This is a genomic window from Nocardia sp. NPDC004582, from assembly GCF_053602115.1.
This window is the reverse complement of the sequence record NZ_JBSGCY010000062.1, coordinates 1-14,539: the sequence shown is the minus strand read 5'-3', so window position 1 is coordinate 14,539 and position 14,539 is coordinate 1. Positions and strand designations below refer to the sequence as shown.

Below are 14,539 nucleotides of genomic sequence, written 5' to 3'. Positions count from 1 at the left end.
CGGCAGTGGCGGACTAGTGGTCGAGCTCGCGGGCCACGCCGCGCACCACTTCGGCGATGCGCTGGGCGGTCTTGCGGTCCGGGTACTTGCCGCGGCGCAGGTCCGGCTGCACCTTGGTCTCCAGCAGCGTGATCATGTCCTCGATGAGGCCGTGCAGTTCGTCGGCCGACTTGCGGTTGACGGGCGCGCCGTCGGCGCGGCCGCCGCGGCCACCGCGCTCGCCCCGGCCGCCGCGCTCCTCGCGCAGGGTGGGGGTCTCCAGCAGCTTCAGCGAAAGTGCCTGCGGGCCACGGCGACCCGCGGCCATACCGAACTCGACACGCTGGCCGGGCTTGAGCGCCTCGACACCGTCGGGCAGTGCCGACGATCGAACATAGACGTCTTCTCCCTCATCCTGGGACAGGAAGCCGAAGCCCTTTTCGACGTCGTACCACTTCACCTTGCCGGTCGGCACTGCGCTCACCCGTTCGTTGTTCCAGCCCGGAGCAACCGGGCAAAAGAACGCGCCCCACACAGCTATGCAGGACGCGACTGAACTCCGAGTCTACCCCGGTGCGAATAGCCCGAGCACATCAGTTTTACGGTCGAGAGGTGTCCGACACTTCTTCCGAGCAGGCCCCTCGCCGTTCCGCGGGCTGGCTGCTCTATATCGCCATGGGGCTGTTCGCGATCGGGTTGCTGGCGGTCTTCGCCATCTTCGGCGTCGGGCTGCTGACCGATTCGAAGCCGGGGGTGTGGCTGTACCTGCTCGCCATGTGCGCGCCACTGGGCTTCCTGCTGTCGATCGTCTACGCGCTGTGGTCGGGGCGCCGGGCGCGCTGAGGTCGTCGGGCGCGCTGAGATTGCCCAGTTCGTTACCCGGCCATTCCTGTGATCTTCGTCACATAACGAGACGGTCACGGAGTGGTGACAGACCCCTATCGGCCGAGACTCGCCGTGACCACCTGCGCAGAAGCCCGATGGAACCCGTTGTGCCGGTAAGTGACCCGGACAGACACGACGGTTACCAAATGGTGATTTTTCGCGGCGGGCGTCGTAATGTTCTCCACCAGCCGGGTCAGCCCGGCGCCACCGGCCCGCCGCACCGAACTTCGCCCCGCGGGTACGGACCCCCAACTGGAACAAGGGGCGAAGACGAGGCATAGCGCACAGCCAGTGCGCCGGGCCGGACGACCTCTCAGTCCGACCCCGGTAGTCGGTCTCGCAGGCGCGTACGAGAGGAAAGACCCGAAAATGAGTGGACGCCATCGCAAGCCGACCAACACCGGCCGCACTGTCGCCAAGGTTGCCCTGACCGGCATCGCCCTCGGCGGCGCGGGAGTGGCCATGGCAGGAAACGCCAGCGCGGCACCCGACTCCGACTGGGACAAGCTCGCACAGTGCGAAGCCGGCGGTAACTGGGGCATCAACACCGGCAACGGTTTCCAGGGCGGACTGCAGTTCTCCCCCGGCACCTGGACCGCCCACGGCGGCGGCGAGTACGCCGCGACCGCCAACCAGGCCACCCGTGAACAGCAGATCGCGGTCGCCGAGAAGGTGCTCGCCACGCAGGGCTGGGGCGCTTGGCCCGCCTGCTCCTCGAGCCTCGGCCTCTCCAGCTCCGCCACCCCGCGCACGGCCCCCGCGCCCGCCGCGTCCGACGTCCCGCAGTGGACTCCGCAGCAGGCCGGCCCCGGCGGCGGCACCAACGGCACGCAGGAGGTCTTCCAGGCCGTGGACCGCGCCATCGCGGTCGCGCAGCAGCAGGGCATCCAGATCCCGCAGCCCGCACTGGATTTCCTCAACGCCACCAAGGCCAATGGCACCCAGCTCGATCCGGGCGTCGTGAACTTCTTCGAGGCGAACAAGGGCCTGCTGCCGCACTAGGCCGCCCCGTTCCCTCCCCGAAGGCCCCCATCAATGACGATGGGGGCCTTCGGCGTTCCCGCGGCCGGATGCCCCAGCCGTTCAGCGGAGGAGCGGAGGAGGGAAGACCGAGGTAACAGGGCCTCGAACACGCCGCAGCGAAGCGGAGGCAATCCGACACAGTGCCGGGGAGTGCCGGGTCGGGGTGCTCATGCCAGAATGAGCGGCGTGGTGAACAAATCGAACAAACCCTATGTGGACAATGGCTGGCCGGAGATGGCCAACGGCGATCACGCGGTCACCGAGCTCTCCTCGACCCGCTCCGGTGGACTCTCCCCCTATGGCGAGGACATGGAGTTCCCGCTGCCGGTCGAGCAGCTGCCCTACGTGCACCCGCACACCATCGTCAACCGCTGATTCGTCGTACCGACCGACATGCGGTTGACGGCGCTCGTTCCCGGGCGGCCGCCGCGCATACGACTCCAGACGCTGTCTACCGACTGGACGCCGCGGCGGTCGCTGAACCGCGCCCGCACTCCCCGACGGATCGGGTGAAGTGACCGAAACCCCCACCCCGACGGGCGACCCGGACGCGCCCGCCGATTCCACGGCCACGTCCGCCGCCGACCCGGGCGACAGCGCCCCCGAGGCGCCCCGCGCCGCCAAGACCGCGAAGTCCGCCAAGGCCGCGGATCTGACGCTGGCCGAGTGGCTTTCCAAACGCGGCGACGACGAACTCGTGACGCTGCTGGAGCTGCGCCCCGATCTGGCCGTCCCCCTGCCCGCCTCGATGGCCGTGCTGGCCGCCCGCACCGAACAGCGCGCCTCGGTGCTGCGGGCGGGCGACGAGCTGAACACCCTCGACTTCGCCGTCATCGAGACCCTGGTGGTGCAGGGCGCCGGGGACGGTCGCCACGGCGCTCCCCTGCCCGCCAAGACGCTGCGCAAGCTGCTCTCGGACCGGGTGCCCGCCGCGCCCGTGAACGCCGCGCTGGCCAAGCTGCGCGCCCGAGCCCTGGTCTGGGGCCCCGACACCGCGCTGCGGGTGTCACCGGCCGCGCAGGAGGCGCTGCCCTGGCCGCTGGGCAGCACCACCGAATTGCCGGACGCGCTCACCGAACCCGAGATCACCGCCGCTCTGGCCGCGGCCACGCCGCAGGAACGCGCGCTGCTGGAGAAGCTGGCGAGCACCGGCCCGCGCGGCCGCACCCGCGACGCCGCGCCCGGCACCCCTGACGACCGCCCGGTACAGCGGCTGCTGGCGCACCGGCTGCTGAACTGGATCGACGAGGAGACCGTGGAGCTGCCGGTCTCGGTCGGGCAGGTGCTGCGCAACGAGCCGGTCACCGATCCGCACGCGCTCGCGGCACCGCACCCCGACACCACCAAGCACGCCCCCGCCGACATCAACGCGGTGGCCGCGGGCGAGGTGGGAGAACTGTTGCGGCACAGCGCCTCCGTGCTCGAGGTGCTGGGCCGCGCGCCCGCCCCGGTGCTGCGTTCGGGCGGCCTCGGGGTGCGCGAGCTGCGCCGGATCGCCAAGCAGACCGGTATCGACGAGGACCGGCTCGGCCTGCTCGCCGAGATCCTGGCCGCCGCCCGCCTGATCGACAAGGGCGCCCCCGAGCCCGCGCCCGAGGGCGACGGCACCGACGACTTCTGGACCCCCACCACCACCTCCGACGCCTGGCTCGCCGTGGTGCCGCCGCGCCGCTGGGCGGTGCTGGCGCGGGCCTGGCTGGAACTGGACCGGCTGCCGTGGATGATCGGGCTGCGCGACGCCAACGACAAACCGCTGGCGGCGCTCTCCGCCGAGCTGCGCACCGTGTACGCGGTCCGCGACCGGCACGCCATCCTGGGCCTGCTGGCCGAATTCCCGCCCGGCACCGAGGTTTCCGCCGCCGACCTGGGTCGCATCCTGGCCTGGCGGGAGCCGCGCCGGCGCCGCCACTACCGGCTGGAGGCGGTGCGCGCCACCCTCGCCGAGGCCGAGGCGCTCGGGCTGCTGGCGCGCGGCGCGGTCACCTCCGCGGGCCGCGCCCTGTTGCACGGCAGTCCCGAGGACGCCGAATCGGAGATGGCGATCGCGCTGCCCGAACCGGTGGATCACGTGCTGGTGCAGGCGGATCTGACGGTGATCGCGCCCGGCCCGCTGGTGCCCGAGCTGCAGGACCGGATCGCCATGGTCGCCGATGTCGAATCGGCGGGCGCGGCCACGGTGTACCGGATCAGTGAGTCCTCGGTGCGCCGCGCCCTGGACGCCGGGGCCACCTCCGCGGAACTGCACCACCTGTTCACCACCCACTCCCGCACCCCCATCCCGCAGTCGCTGACCTATCTCATCGACGATGTGGCCCGCCGGCACGGCCGGCTGCGCGCGGGCATGGCCCAGAGTTTCGTGCGCAGTGACGATCCCACGCTGCTCGCCGAGGTGCTGGCCGCGCCGGTCGCCGGGGAACTGGCGCTGCGCGCGGTGGCACCGACGGTCGCCATCTCCCAGGCTCCGCTGGGCGAGGTGCTGGAGCGGTTGCGCGCCGCCGGATTCAGTCCCGCGGGCGAGGATTCCGCGGGCGCCATCGTGGACCTGCGGCCGCGCGGCGCGCGGTTGCCCGCCCGGCAGCGCCCGCACCCGAACTGGCGGCCCAACCCGCCCAGCACCGACCAGCTGCGCTCCCTGGTCGCCGAATTGCGGGCGAGTGAGCGCGCCGCGAATGCCCGTGCCGGGCAGACGGTTCGCGCCGACGGCTCCCGCACCAGCACCCAGGCCACCCTCAACCTGCTCCAGCTGGCCGCCCGCACCCGCCGCCGCGTCCACATCGGTTACGTGGACGCCCAGGGCGTCGCCTCGCAGCGCGTGGTGGAACCGCTCGCGGTCGGCGGCGGCCAGCTCGACGCGCTGGACCCGGTCACCGGCGCGGTCCGCCACTTCACCCTGCACCGCATCGCCTCGGTCGCCCTGGTGGAATAGGAAAAGCCCGGCACCCGAACGACATCGGAGATGCCGCCGCGTTCCGGGCCGGTGTCGAGCACTCGGTCTCGACACTTCCTGGGGTTCGGGGAGCGCAGCCCCGAGCGTTGGGTTATCCCTTGGGGTTGCCCAGGCAGAAGGTGGTCTTCGGTTCGGGGATGATGCGGAACCCGATCGCCGTGGCCGCGTCGCAGGCGAACTCGTCGGCCTGGCCGTCGATCCGGTCGATCACCTTGAACGAGGCCTCCGGAGCCGTGCACGCCACGAACTTGTAGCCGGTGGTCTGGCTCTCGTTGTAGCAGGAGCCCTTCTTGAAGTTGGGGCTCAGGCACAGGAAGGCCGTGGTGCCGCCGTTGAGGGTCTCCTCGTAGGAGGTCTGCTCTTCCTTGCAGTCGGTCTTCTTGTCCGCGACCGAGGCGACCTTGTAGACCGCCTTCTGGTCGGAGCAGTCGACGGGCGCGGTCTTGGAGTCGGTGGCCGAGCCCTCGATCACATTGATGCAGTCGCCGACCTTGGACTTGGCGGTGTCGGACTTGCTGGCGTTCTGGAGCATCGAACAGCCGGAGACGGCGAACACGGCCACGGCCACCGCCACGAGGGCGAGCACGAGGCGCACCAACGGCCTCGTTCCTGCGAACTTCACTAGCGAAAACCTTTCTCACCGAACCGTTCACGGCTGTGAACGCGGTGAGAATACCTGTGTGCCGCCCGGACCCGCATCCGACGCCGGGTTATGTCCGGACGGCATCACCGATCAATCGGCGAAGACGAACGGATTCAGTGCTGCAGCAGGGACAGGCCGCGCATGCCCAGCCACGACAGGTTCACGAGCAGGGTGGGGAGGGTGCTGAGCATCGGCAGGCCGTTGTAGAACACTGTGGTTACCTCTCGATAGGACAAACTGGGCGCGTGACCAACTGCGCCCCTTTACGTGCGTGTCGGTTCCCGCGACCAACTCGTTACACAAGGGCGACAATAGCTTTCGAGCATCACCGCGTCGAGCCGGTGCCCGACCCGGAATCCGCCGAACCGCTCGCCGACCCGCTGTCCGCCGACCCGCTCGCGGAACCGCTGGCCGACCCCGTTCCGATCGGACCGGTGGGCACGGTCGCGCCCTTCGACCCCGGACGGTTGATGTACACCGTCACCGGCGTCGACGCGTCGGCCTCCACCGTCACCACGCGAGCGCCCGCCGCCGAGGTGACGTGGCCGCCCTCGACCCGCACCGCGTAACCGTCGGGATAGTGCACGTCCGAGGCGTAGATCTCGGTGGTTCCCGCGCGCGGGGTGTACCGGTAGGCGAAGTCGCCGCTGTCCGGGTCGAAGATCATCCGCCCGGGTGTGCCCGCGGTCGCGCGCGGATAGGTGCGCACCAGCTGCTTGCCGACATCCCCGAGGAACGGATCCGGCTTCGGCCCGCCCGCCCCGAAGCGCGAGGAGTAGTGCCAGTACTGCCAGCTGACGAACCGCTCGTCGGCGCGGACCATGGTGTTGCGCAGCACCGTCGCGTCGCCGTCGCCGAATTCGGTGACCAGCGTGGGTAATTGGGTGCGCGCGGTGAGCGAGTCGATATTGCCCCAGGTCTTGTCCTGCTGCACCGGGCACAGGCCGCGCAGGAAGGTCGGCAGGCCCATGTAGATGGCCAACTGGCTGGGCATGCAGTAGTCGTGCGGCGCGAACGCGACGTTCGGCGCGCTGATCGGCGGATTCTTGCCCAGGTTGCTGGGCATGGTCTCGTTCCAGGTGACGTTGGGCTCCCACAGCACCATGAGGTCGCCGTTGCGGCCGCGGACCGCGTCGGTCAGCTTCTGCATGGCCGCTTGGTATTTCACGTCGAAGCCCGGGCAGCCGTTGGGATAGCAGGACAGGAAGGCGGTCCCCGGCCACGGCTCGTTGAGCAGTTCGATGCCCATCGCGCCCGGGTGCCCGCTCAGCTTCGCGGCCAGCGCGCCCAGCGCGTCGCCCAGGTAGTCGAGCGCACCGTAGGAGTTGTTCCACACCTCGTCCCAGCCCGCGTTCATGCTGGGCATCAGGTAGTAGAGCGGGAATCCGGCGTTCGGCTCCCCGGCCCCCGGGCGGGCGTGGATGGCCCATTCCGGAAAACCGTTGCCGCCCCACACCTTCGACAGCCCGTCCTGGTGGTTGTCGAGCACGGTGTGGATCCCGTATTCCGCCAGGGTGTCGACGATCCCGGCGACCCGATCCAGGTACGCGGTGTCGATCACGCCCTTGGCCGGCATCAGCCCGTCGAAGGACACCCCGAGCCGGACGGTGTTGAAACCGTGGCGCGCCAGCAGCGCCGCGTCGTCCTCGGTGACGGTGAGCCCGTCCCCGGCCTGGAGGAACGGCGGCTCCTTATCCACATTGTTCACCCCGTGCAGCAGCACCACCCGGCCGCTGTCGTCCACGAAGCGGGCGCCGTCGGTGTGGATCCGCCCGATGGCCGTGGGGGTGGGCGCGGCGTCGGCGACGACGGCGGAGGCCGTCACCCCGCCCGCGATGGCGGCGGCCAGCAGCCCGCGCGTCCAGCGTCTCTGCATGTTTTCGGTTCTCTCGGGTCAATAGCTCAAATGGACAAGCGTCCAAGTTCTGGGTGATCGTAGCCACCAGAACTCTGGTCTTGACCGTTTTCACCGAATCCGCCGACGACGCGCAACCCCCCTGACGGGCCGTTCGGGGCACGGGACGCAGGTCACGTGGCTTTGTCGGTGGGTTCCTGGAGAATGGTCAAGGCCCGTTCGGGCCCGGATCAAGCCAGGAGGTGTTCGTGACCGACGGTCCACTCATCGTGCAGAGTGACAAGACGCTGCTGTTGGAGGTCGATCATGAGTCGGCCGGGGCGGCGCGGCAGGCCATCGCGCCGTTCGCGGAGCTCGAACGCGCGCCCGAGCACGTGCACACCTATCGGGTGACGCCGCTCGCGCTGTGGAACGCCCGCGCGGCCGGGCACGACGCCGAGCAGGTGGTCGACGCGCTGGTCAGCTACAGCCGGTACGCGGTGCCGCAGCCGCTGCTGGTCGACATCGTCGACACCATGGCCCGCTACGGGCGGCTGCAGCTGATGAAACATCCCGCGCACGGGCTGGTGCTGGCCAGCCTGGATCGCGCGGTGCTCGAAGAAGTGCTGCGGCACAAGAAGATCCAGCCTATGCTCGGCGCGCGCATCGACGACGACACGGTCATCGTGCATCCGTCCGAGCGCGGGCGGATCAAGCAGATGCTGCTCAAGATCGGCTGGCCCGCCGAGGATCTCGCGGGCTACGTGGACGGCGAGGCGCATCAGATCGACCTGGACTACCAGTCCAGCGACTGGCATCTGCGCGACTATCAGGAGCTGGCCGCGGAGTCGTTCTGGGCGGGCGGCTCCGGTGTGGTGGTGCTGCCGTGTGGCGCGGGCAAGACCATGGTGGGCGCGGCCGCGATGGCCAAGGCCAAGGCCACCACGCTGATCCTGGTCACCAATACCGTGGCCGGTCGGCAGTGGCGGCGCGAACTGCTGGCCCGCACCTCTCTGACCGAGGACGAGATCGGCGAGTACTCCGGTGAGCGCAAGGAGATTCGCCCGGTCACCATCGCCACCTATCAGGTGATCACGCGAAAGACCAAGGGCGAGTACCGGCATCTCGAGTTGTTCGACAGCCGCGACTGGGGCCTGGTCATCTACGACGAGGTGCATCTGCTGCCCGCGCCGGTCTTCCGGATGACCGCGGACCTGCAGTCGCGCCGCCGGCTCGGGCTGACCGCCACCCTGGTGCGCGAGGACGGCCGCGAGGGCGACGTGTTCTCCCTGATCGGCCCCAAGCGCTACGACGCGCCGTGGAAGGACATCGAGTCGCAGGGCTGGATCGCGCCCGCGGACTGTGTCGAGGTGCGGGTCACGCTCACCGATGCCGAGCGCATGGCCTATGCCACCGCCGAGCCGGAGGAGCGCTACAAGCTGTGCTCCACCGCGCGCACCAAACTGCCGGTGGTGGAGTCGATCCTGGCCCGGCACAAGGACTCCCCCAGCCTGGTGATCGGGGCCTACCTGGATCAGCTGGACGAACTGGGCGAGCACCTCGACGCCCCGGTCATCCAGGGTTCCACCCGCACCAAGGAGCGCGAGGAGCTGTTCGACGCCTTCCGCCGCGGCGAGATCCCGGTGCTGGTGGTGTCGAAGGTGGCCAACTTCTCCATCGACCTGCCGGAAGCCTCGGTGGCCGTGCAGGTTTCGGGCACCTTCGGGTCGCGGCAGGAGGAGGCGCAGCGGCTCGGGCGGCTCTTGCGGCCGAAACAGGACGGCGGCCAGGCTCACTTCTATTCGGTGGTCGCACGTGACACGCTGGACGCCGAGTATGCCGCGCACCGGCAGCGTTTCCTGGCCGAGCAGGGGTATGCCTATCGCATCACCGATGCGGACGACCTGCTTGGTCCGACGATAGGATAAGTGGAGGAAGAGCCTCCATAAGGTGGGAGGGACGTACGTGCGGCGCTTCGAATTCGCGGTGGACCGTGACCATGCCCGGGCGGTCAACGAGGTCGTCGCGTACCTGCGACGCCTCCGCATCTGGGCATACACGGCCGCCACCGCGCTGGGACTGGGCACCGCGTTCCTGATCTGGGTGAATCACCCGTGGTCCTGGCTGCTGGCGGTGGCCTGCCTGGCCGCCGCGGTGACCGCGCTGTTCATCGGGTACTGGATGCCGCATCGCGGCCGAGTGGACAAGCTCTACGCCGCGGGCGACCTGGTGCCCGCGGTGGTGTCGGAGACCCACGGGAACGGGGCCACCCTGCTGGCCCTGGTCGATCTGGCCAAGCCGAACACCCCCGGCCCGCGCTACGCGCTGGTCACCCGCACGGTCCGCTCGCTACCCGGGCATCGGGCCCGCACCGGGGAACGGGTGCCGGCGGTGACCGTGCGCGTGGACCGCGCCCCCGGACCGGTCGGCGACCTGTGGCAGACGGTGAGCGCCATGCCCATCGCCTGGGGCACCCGGGACCTGAACATCATCGAGCGCGCCCGCGCGGCCATCCACGAAGTCGAGTGGAAGCTGCTCACCGACAATCTGGATCTGGCCGGCAAGGTCCGCGGCGCGGACGCCAAGCGTCTGCTGCTGGACCCGCAGCAGTTGCCGGAGGAGTTGCGCGGCTGAGCGATCCGCGCCGAACCCGCGAATTCCGGTTGCACCGCTTCGTAGGATGGACTGATGGTTCCCGTCACGAATCTGGTGGCGTTTCTGATCGCGGCCGTCGCGCTGATCGTAATCCCCGGCCCCGGAGTGCTTTTCGTCATCGGCCGGGCGCTGTCCTACGGGCGGCGGGCCGCGCTGCTGTCGGTGCTCGGCCATTCCCTGGGCGTCCTGGGTGTCATGCTGCTGGTCGCGGCGGGCCTGGGCACGCTGCTGGCCGCGTCCGCGATCGCGCTGGCGATCGTGAAGTTCGCGGGCGCGCTCTATCTCATCTACCTCGGGGTGCAGGCGATCCGGGATCGGCGCGCGCTGCGGGAGGCGTTCCAGGCGCGGGCCGAACCGGTCGGCGCCGGCCGGGCGCTGCGGCAGTCGATGCTGGTGGGTGTCACCAATCCGAAGGCGATCATCTTCTTCTCCGCGGTGCTGCCGCAGTTCGTGGCCCCGCACGCCGGTCCGGTCCCGGTGCAGATGCTGATCCTCGGGCTGCTGTTCATCGCGGTCGCGCTGGTCTCCGACTCGGTGTGGGCGCTGGTGGCGGGTTCGGCGCGGGAATGGTTCGCGCGCTCGCCCAGGCGTTTGGAGGCGGTCGGCGGCGCGGGCGGGGTGATGATCATCGGCCTGGGGGCGAGCGTGGCCGTGTCGGGCAGCGGTAGCTGAGTCCGGAGCCGATTAGCATCAGCTCGTCGGCACTCGTGTGTGGAAAGGGCGGCTGGAGCGGATGCTTCGGAACTGGCGGTACCTGACAGTGGGGGCGGTACTGCTGCTGGGCGCGAACGCGGCTCCCGCGCAGGCGGATTCGAGCGACCCGCTGGCGGGCGCGCCCGGCGTGGGCGATCCCTACTACCCGCTGGACGGCAATGGCGGCTACGACGTGGGCCACTACGACGTCGCCATCTCCTACGATCCGCCGACGCATCAGCTGACCGGGTCCACCCGCATCGACGCGGTGGCGACCCAGGCGCTGCGGGTGTTCGACCTGGACTACAGCGGCCCGGCGGTGTCCAAGGTGACCGTCAACAACCTGCCCGCCTGGTTCGATCGCTTCGGCGAGCACGAAATGGCCGTCACCCCGATGATCCCGCTGCTGCCGGGCCTGCCGTTCACCGTCCAGGTGGAGTACGCGGGCGAGGTGACCGGCACCGACGGCGAGGGCTGGGTGTTCTCGCCCAGCGGCGGCGCCTTCGTGGCGGGTGAACCGCATTCGGCGAGCAGCTGGTATCCGCTCAACGACACGCCCTTGGACAAGGCGACCTTCACCCTGCACGCCACGGTGCCGCAGGAGTGGGAGGTGATGTCGATCGGCGACAAGGTGTCCGACACCGTGCAGGGCGCGAACCGGACGGTGTCCTGGGAGATGCGCCAGCCGGTGATCGGCTACCTGACCACGGTCGCCGTCGACCGGTTCGAGTTCCTGGAACAGCGGCGCGCCAATGGAACTCCGCTGCTGAGCGCCTTCGCGCCGAACGCGGCCAAGGGCCGGGACCTGGAGGCGCGGCTGCCCGAGATCCTGGACTTCCAGGAGGAGCTGTACGGCCCGTACCCGTTCGACACCGCGGGCGGCCTCTATGTCGACACCGGACTCCAGTTCTCGCTGGAGACGCAGTCGCGCCCGATCTACGCGCCCTGGACCGATCTCGGCACCGTGGTACACGAGATCACCCACCAGTGGTGGGGCGATTCCATGTCGGTGAAGCAGTGGTCCGACATCTGCCTGAACGAGTGCTTCGCCAGCTACACCGCCGACTACCTGTGGCCGGAACGCAAGGACGGCAAGGACGTCGACGCCGAGTACCGCGATACCGTCGCGAAATACCATGACAATCCGAAGTTCTGGGAGATCGCGCTCCAGAACCCGGGCAAGGACAACGAATTCACCGCGGTCTACTACCGGGGTCCGCTGTTCCTGCACGCGCTGCGCCGGACCATGGGCGATGCCGCCTTCTTCGCCGCCGTCCGGGATTTCGTCATGGCGCACAAGTACGGCAACGCGTCCATGCCGGAGTTCCGGACCTTCCTGCGATCGCGTTCGCCGGTCGATCTGACGGGGTTCCTGGCCGCCTGGCTGGACCGCACCGACCGTCCGGCCGACGAGTTCCTCTACCCCGGCCCGCTGCGCGCCTGATCAGGCCGGGACCGGCCGCGTCCGGTCCGAGAGCACCAGCGCGGCCATGCCGCCGAGCACCGACCCGGTGACGTAGCGCTGCGCGCGCAGCCACAGCGGCCGCCGCGCCAGGAAGGTCGAGACGGCGCCAGCGCTCAGCACGATCAGGGCGTTCACGGTGACCGCGATGACGATCTGCACCGCGCCCAGCGACAGGCTCTGCAACCAGACCCGCCCGTGCGCGGGCACCACGAACTGCGGGATCAGGGCCATGTAGAGGATGGCGATCTTGGGGTTGAGCAGGTTGGTGACCAGACCCATCGTGAACAACCGGCGCGGCGAATCCGCGGGCAGCTCGGTCGGCGCGAACAGCGCGACACCGCCGGGCCGCAAGGTCTTCCACGCCAGGTGGACCAGGTACAGCGCGCCCGCCACCTTCAGCGCCAGATACAGCGCGGGCACCATGGCGAACACCGCGGTGATCCCGGCGGTCGCGGCCGCCAGGTACACCCCGAATCCGACCGCCACCCCGCCCAGCGATACGAGTCCGGCCCGCCGCCCCTGCGACACGGTCCGCGATACCAGATACATCATGTTCGGCCCCGGCGTGAGCACCAGCCCCAGCACTGCGGCGGCCACGCCCAGCACCGCGCTCATCTCGATCACGCGACCAATTCTGCGGCCCCGCTGCGGCACTGTCGCGGGCCACTCATGACCGACTGGACCGCGACCAGCAGGCCGTCAGCGCACCGCTTCGGCCTGGTGTCCGGCACGGAGGCGGCGGACCCCCTCGGCGATGGTCTCCTCCTTCTTGCAGAAGGTGAAGCGCACCAGGTGGTTCCACGCGGCCTTGTCGTCGGCGAAGACGCTGACCGGGACGGCGGCGACGCCCAGCCGTTCGGGGAGCTCACGGCAGAAGTCGTAGGCGTCGGTCGCGCCGAGCGGGGTGATGTCGGCGCAGACGAAATAGGTGCCGTCGCTGCGCTTCACACCGAAACCGGCCTCGGCGAGCGCGGCCGAGAGACGGAGTCGCTTCTCGGCGAGGGTGTCGCGCAGCGCGGCCACCCACTGCTGCTCGTTGTTCAGGGCGTGGGCGACGGCGGGCTGGAACGGGCCGCCACCGACGAAGGTGAGGAACTGCTTGGCGGCCAGCACCGCGTCCAGCAGCGGGGCGGGCGCGCAGGCCCAGCCGATCTTCCAGCCGGTGACGCTGAACGTCTTGGCGGCACTGGAGATCACGATGGTGCGCTCGAACATGCCGGGCAGCGTGGACAGGCTGATGTGTTCGTGCCCGTCGTAGCAGAGGTGCTCGTACGCCTCGTCGGACATGACGTACAGGTCGTGTTCGATGGCGAGTTCGGCGATGGCGGTGAGATCGGCGCGCGAGAGCACGGCGCCGGTCGGGTTGTGCGGCGAATTCACCAGCAGCAGCCGGGTTTTCGGGGTGATGGCGGCACGCAGGCTGTCCAGGTCCAGAGCGAAGCCGTCGCCGTCGGGGACCAGCCGGGCGGTGCGGCGCCGGGCGCCGGCCAGGGCGATGGCGGCGGCGTAGGAGTCGTAGTAGGGCTCGATGAGCACCACGTCGTCGCCGGGTTCGACCAGGCCGAGCACGGTCGCCGCGATGGCCTCGGTGGCGCCGACGGTGACCAGCACCTGGCTGTCGGGGTCGTAGTGGGTGCCGTAGCGGCGGGCGCGGTCGGCGGCGATGGCCTGCCGCAGGGCGGGCACGCCGCGGCCGGGCGGGTACTGGTTGAAGCCGTCGGCGATGGCCTGCCGCGCCACCTCGAGCATGCCCGCGGGGCCGTCACTGTCCGGAAAGCCCTGGCCGAGGTTGACCGCGCCGTGGCGGACCGCCAGTTCGGTCATCTCGGCGAAGATCGTCGACGCGAACGGCTGCAGACGGGCGACGGTCGGAATACGCGGCATGTCCGGAGCCTAATCCATCGGCGAAAACGCCCCTACGCCGTGATTTGTCGCACAGCATGGCGGCGGGCCATTTCCGCGGCGAATCGCGAGGACAGCTCCGGGCGCCGCCGAGCCGGATCTCCCCGGGGGCTCGGGCCCGGGTCAGCGCGGCAGGCGGATGCCGCTCAACTTGTCGGGATTCACCACGTCGTAGACGCCCCACACCTTGCCGTCGCGCACGGTGAAGGCGTACACCCGCCGCGGAGTGCCCGCGATGCCGTCGCGGGCCGGGATCGAGTGCGCGAGGATGCCGCGCTGCCCGTTGACCAGGACCGGTTCGAGCTCCCGGCCGGGCGCGGCGTCGCCGGGGCCGCCGCCCGCACCGACCAGCATGAACTTGCGCCACAGCCCCAGCCAGAGGCGCACGTTCTTGTCCACGCCCGCAACCACATTGATCGCGGTGGACACCTTGCCGCCGCCGTCGCCGACGGTGCGCACGTCCGGATGCAGCGCCGCCACCACGGCGTCGACGTTCCCGCTGGCCAGCGCGAC

General features: G+C 70.0%; 13 protein-coding genes and 1 pseudogene. 8 read left to right on the top strand and 6 right to left on the bottom strand.

Features of this window, described 5'->3' with window-relative positions; genetic code table 11:
• Positions 1 to 13: 13 nt before the first annotated feature.
• Complete coding sequence (locus tag ACWELJ_RS18610; protein ID WP_452367391.1) at positions 14 to 454, bottom strand: cold-shock protein; 441 nt, start codon at positions 452 to 454, stop codon at positions 14 to 16.
• Positions 455 to 591: 137 nt separating this feature from the next.
• Here ACWELJ_RS18610 and ACWELJ_RS18605 point away from each other — a divergent pair, with 137 nt between their 5' ends.
• The 4 genes from ACWELJ_RS18605 (at position 592) to ACWELJ_RS18590 (ending at position 4,813) form a co-directional block, all read left to right on the top strand.
• A complete protein-coding gene (locus tag ACWELJ_RS18605) occupies positions 592 to 822 on the top strand; it encodes a hypothetical protein (RefSeq protein ID WP_433592703.1) in 231 nt (76 codons plus the stop codon).
• A gap of 411 nt (positions 823 to 1,233) precedes the next feature.
• Complete coding sequence (locus ACWELJ_RS18600) at positions 1,234 to 1,866, top strand: transglycosylase family protein (RefSeq protein WP_452367375.1); 633 nt, start codon at positions 1,234 to 1,236, stop codon at positions 1,864 to 1,866.
• Between the two features lie 198 nt (positions 1,867 to 2,064).
• The gene (locus ACWELJ_RS18595) at positions 2,065 to 2,262 is read left to right on the top strand and encodes a hypothetical protein (RefSeq protein WP_452367374.1); all 198 of its coding nucleotides are present in this window, start codon (positions 2,065 to 2,067) and stop codon (positions 2,260 to 2,262) included.
• A gap of 277 nt (positions 2,263 to 2,539) precedes the next feature.
• A complete protein-coding gene (locus ACWELJ_RS18590; RefSeq protein ID WP_452367390.1) occupies positions 2,540 to 4,813 on the top strand; it encodes a helicase-associated domain-containing protein in 2,274 nt (757 codons plus the stop codon).
• Positions 4,814 to 4,925: 112 nt separating this feature from the next.
• Here the strand turns inward: ACWELJ_RS18590 and ACWELJ_RS18585 are convergent, their stop codons facing one another.
• Complete coding sequence (locus ACWELJ_RS18585) at positions 4,926 to 5,456, bottom strand: LppU/SCO3897 family protein (protein WP_452367373.1); 531 nt, start codon at positions 5,454 to 5,456, stop codon at positions 4,926 to 4,928.
• 346 nt (positions 5,457 to 5,802) lie between these two features.
• Complete coding sequence (locus ACWELJ_RS18580; protein ID WP_452367372.1) at positions 5,803 to 7,353, bottom strand: endoglycoceramidase I; 1,551 nt, start codon at positions 7,351 to 7,353, stop codon at positions 5,803 to 5,805.
• Positions 7,354 to 7,580: 227 nt separating this feature from the next.
• Between ACWELJ_RS18580 and ACWELJ_RS18575 the strand changes: the two genes are divergently transcribed.
• From ACWELJ_RS18575 to ACWELJ_RS18560, 4 genes are all read left to right on the top strand, one after another.
• The gene (locus ACWELJ_RS18575) at positions 7,581 to 9,239 is read left to right on the top strand and encodes a DNA repair helicase XPB (protein WP_452367371.1); all 1,659 of its coding nucleotides are present in this window, start codon (positions 7,581 to 7,583) and stop codon (positions 9,237 to 9,239) included.
• Between the two features lie 22 nt (positions 9,240 to 9,261).
• Positions 9,262 to 9,945, top strand: a complete 684-nt coding sequence (locus ACWELJ_RS18570; protein ID WP_452367370.1) for a DUF3239 domain-containing protein — start codon at positions 9,262 to 9,264, stop codon at positions 9,943 to 9,945.
• 54 nt (positions 9,946 to 9,999) lie between these two features.
• The gene (locus tag ACWELJ_RS18565; protein ID WP_452367369.1) at positions 10,000 to 10,638 is read left to right on the top strand and encodes a LysE family translocator; all 639 of its coding nucleotides are present in this window, start codon (positions 10,000 to 10,002) and stop codon (positions 10,636 to 10,638) included.
• Positions 10,639 to 10,699: 61 nt separating this feature from the next.
• Positions 10,700 to 12,103 (top strand): M1 family metallopeptidase, encoded by a 1,404-nt coding sequence (locus ACWELJ_RS18560; protein WP_452367368.1) that lies wholly within the window; start codon positions 10,700 to 10,702, stop codon positions 12,101 to 12,103.
• On the opposite strand, the gene ACWELJ_RS18555 is transcribed toward ACWELJ_RS18560, so the two are convergent.
• From ACWELJ_RS18555 to ACWELJ_RS18545, 3 genes and pseudogenes are all read right to left on the bottom strand, one after another.
• The gene (locus ACWELJ_RS18555) at positions 12,104 to 12,748 is read right to left on the bottom strand and encodes a LysE family translocator (protein WP_452367367.1); all 645 of its coding nucleotides are present in this window, start codon (positions 12,746 to 12,748) and stop codon (positions 12,104 to 12,106) included.
• 75 nt (positions 12,749 to 12,823) lie between these two features.
• Positions 12,824 to 14,008, bottom strand: a complete 1,185-nt coding sequence (locus ACWELJ_RS18550) for a pyridoxal phosphate-dependent aminotransferase (RefSeq protein ID WP_452367366.1) — start codon at positions 14,006 to 14,008, stop codon at positions 12,824 to 12,826.
• A gap of 141 nt (positions 14,009 to 14,149) precedes the next feature.
• A pseudogene (locus ACWELJ_RS18545) lies at positions 14,150 to 14,539 on the bottom strand (RNA polymerase sigma factor SigJ); the annotation flags it as partial.

Coding starts and splice junctions, on each gene's coding strand:
- ACWELJ_RS18600 (WP_452367375.1), top strand. CDS start 1,234: ATGAGTGGACGCCATCGCAAGCCGACCAACACCGGCCGCACTGTCGCC.
- ACWELJ_RS18595 (WP_452367374.1), top strand. CDS start 2,065: ATGAGCGGCGTGGTGAACAAATCGAACAAACCCTATGTGGACAATGGC.
- ACWELJ_RS18580 (WP_452367372.1), bottom strand. CDS start 7,353: ATGCAGAGACGCTGGACGCGCGGGCTGCTGGCCGCCGCCATCGCGGGC.
- ACWELJ_RS18565 (WP_452367369.1), top strand. CDS start 10,000: ATGGTTCCCGTCACGAATCTGGTGGCGTTTCTGATCGCGGCCGTCGCG.
- ACWELJ_RS18560 (WP_452367368.1), top strand. CDS start 10,700: ATGCTTCGGAACTGGCGGTACCTGACAGTGGGGGCGGTACTGCTGCTG.
- ACWELJ_RS18550 (WP_452367366.1), bottom strand. CDS start 14,008: ATGCCGCGTATTCCGACCGTCGCCCGTCTGCAGCCGTTCGCGTCGACG.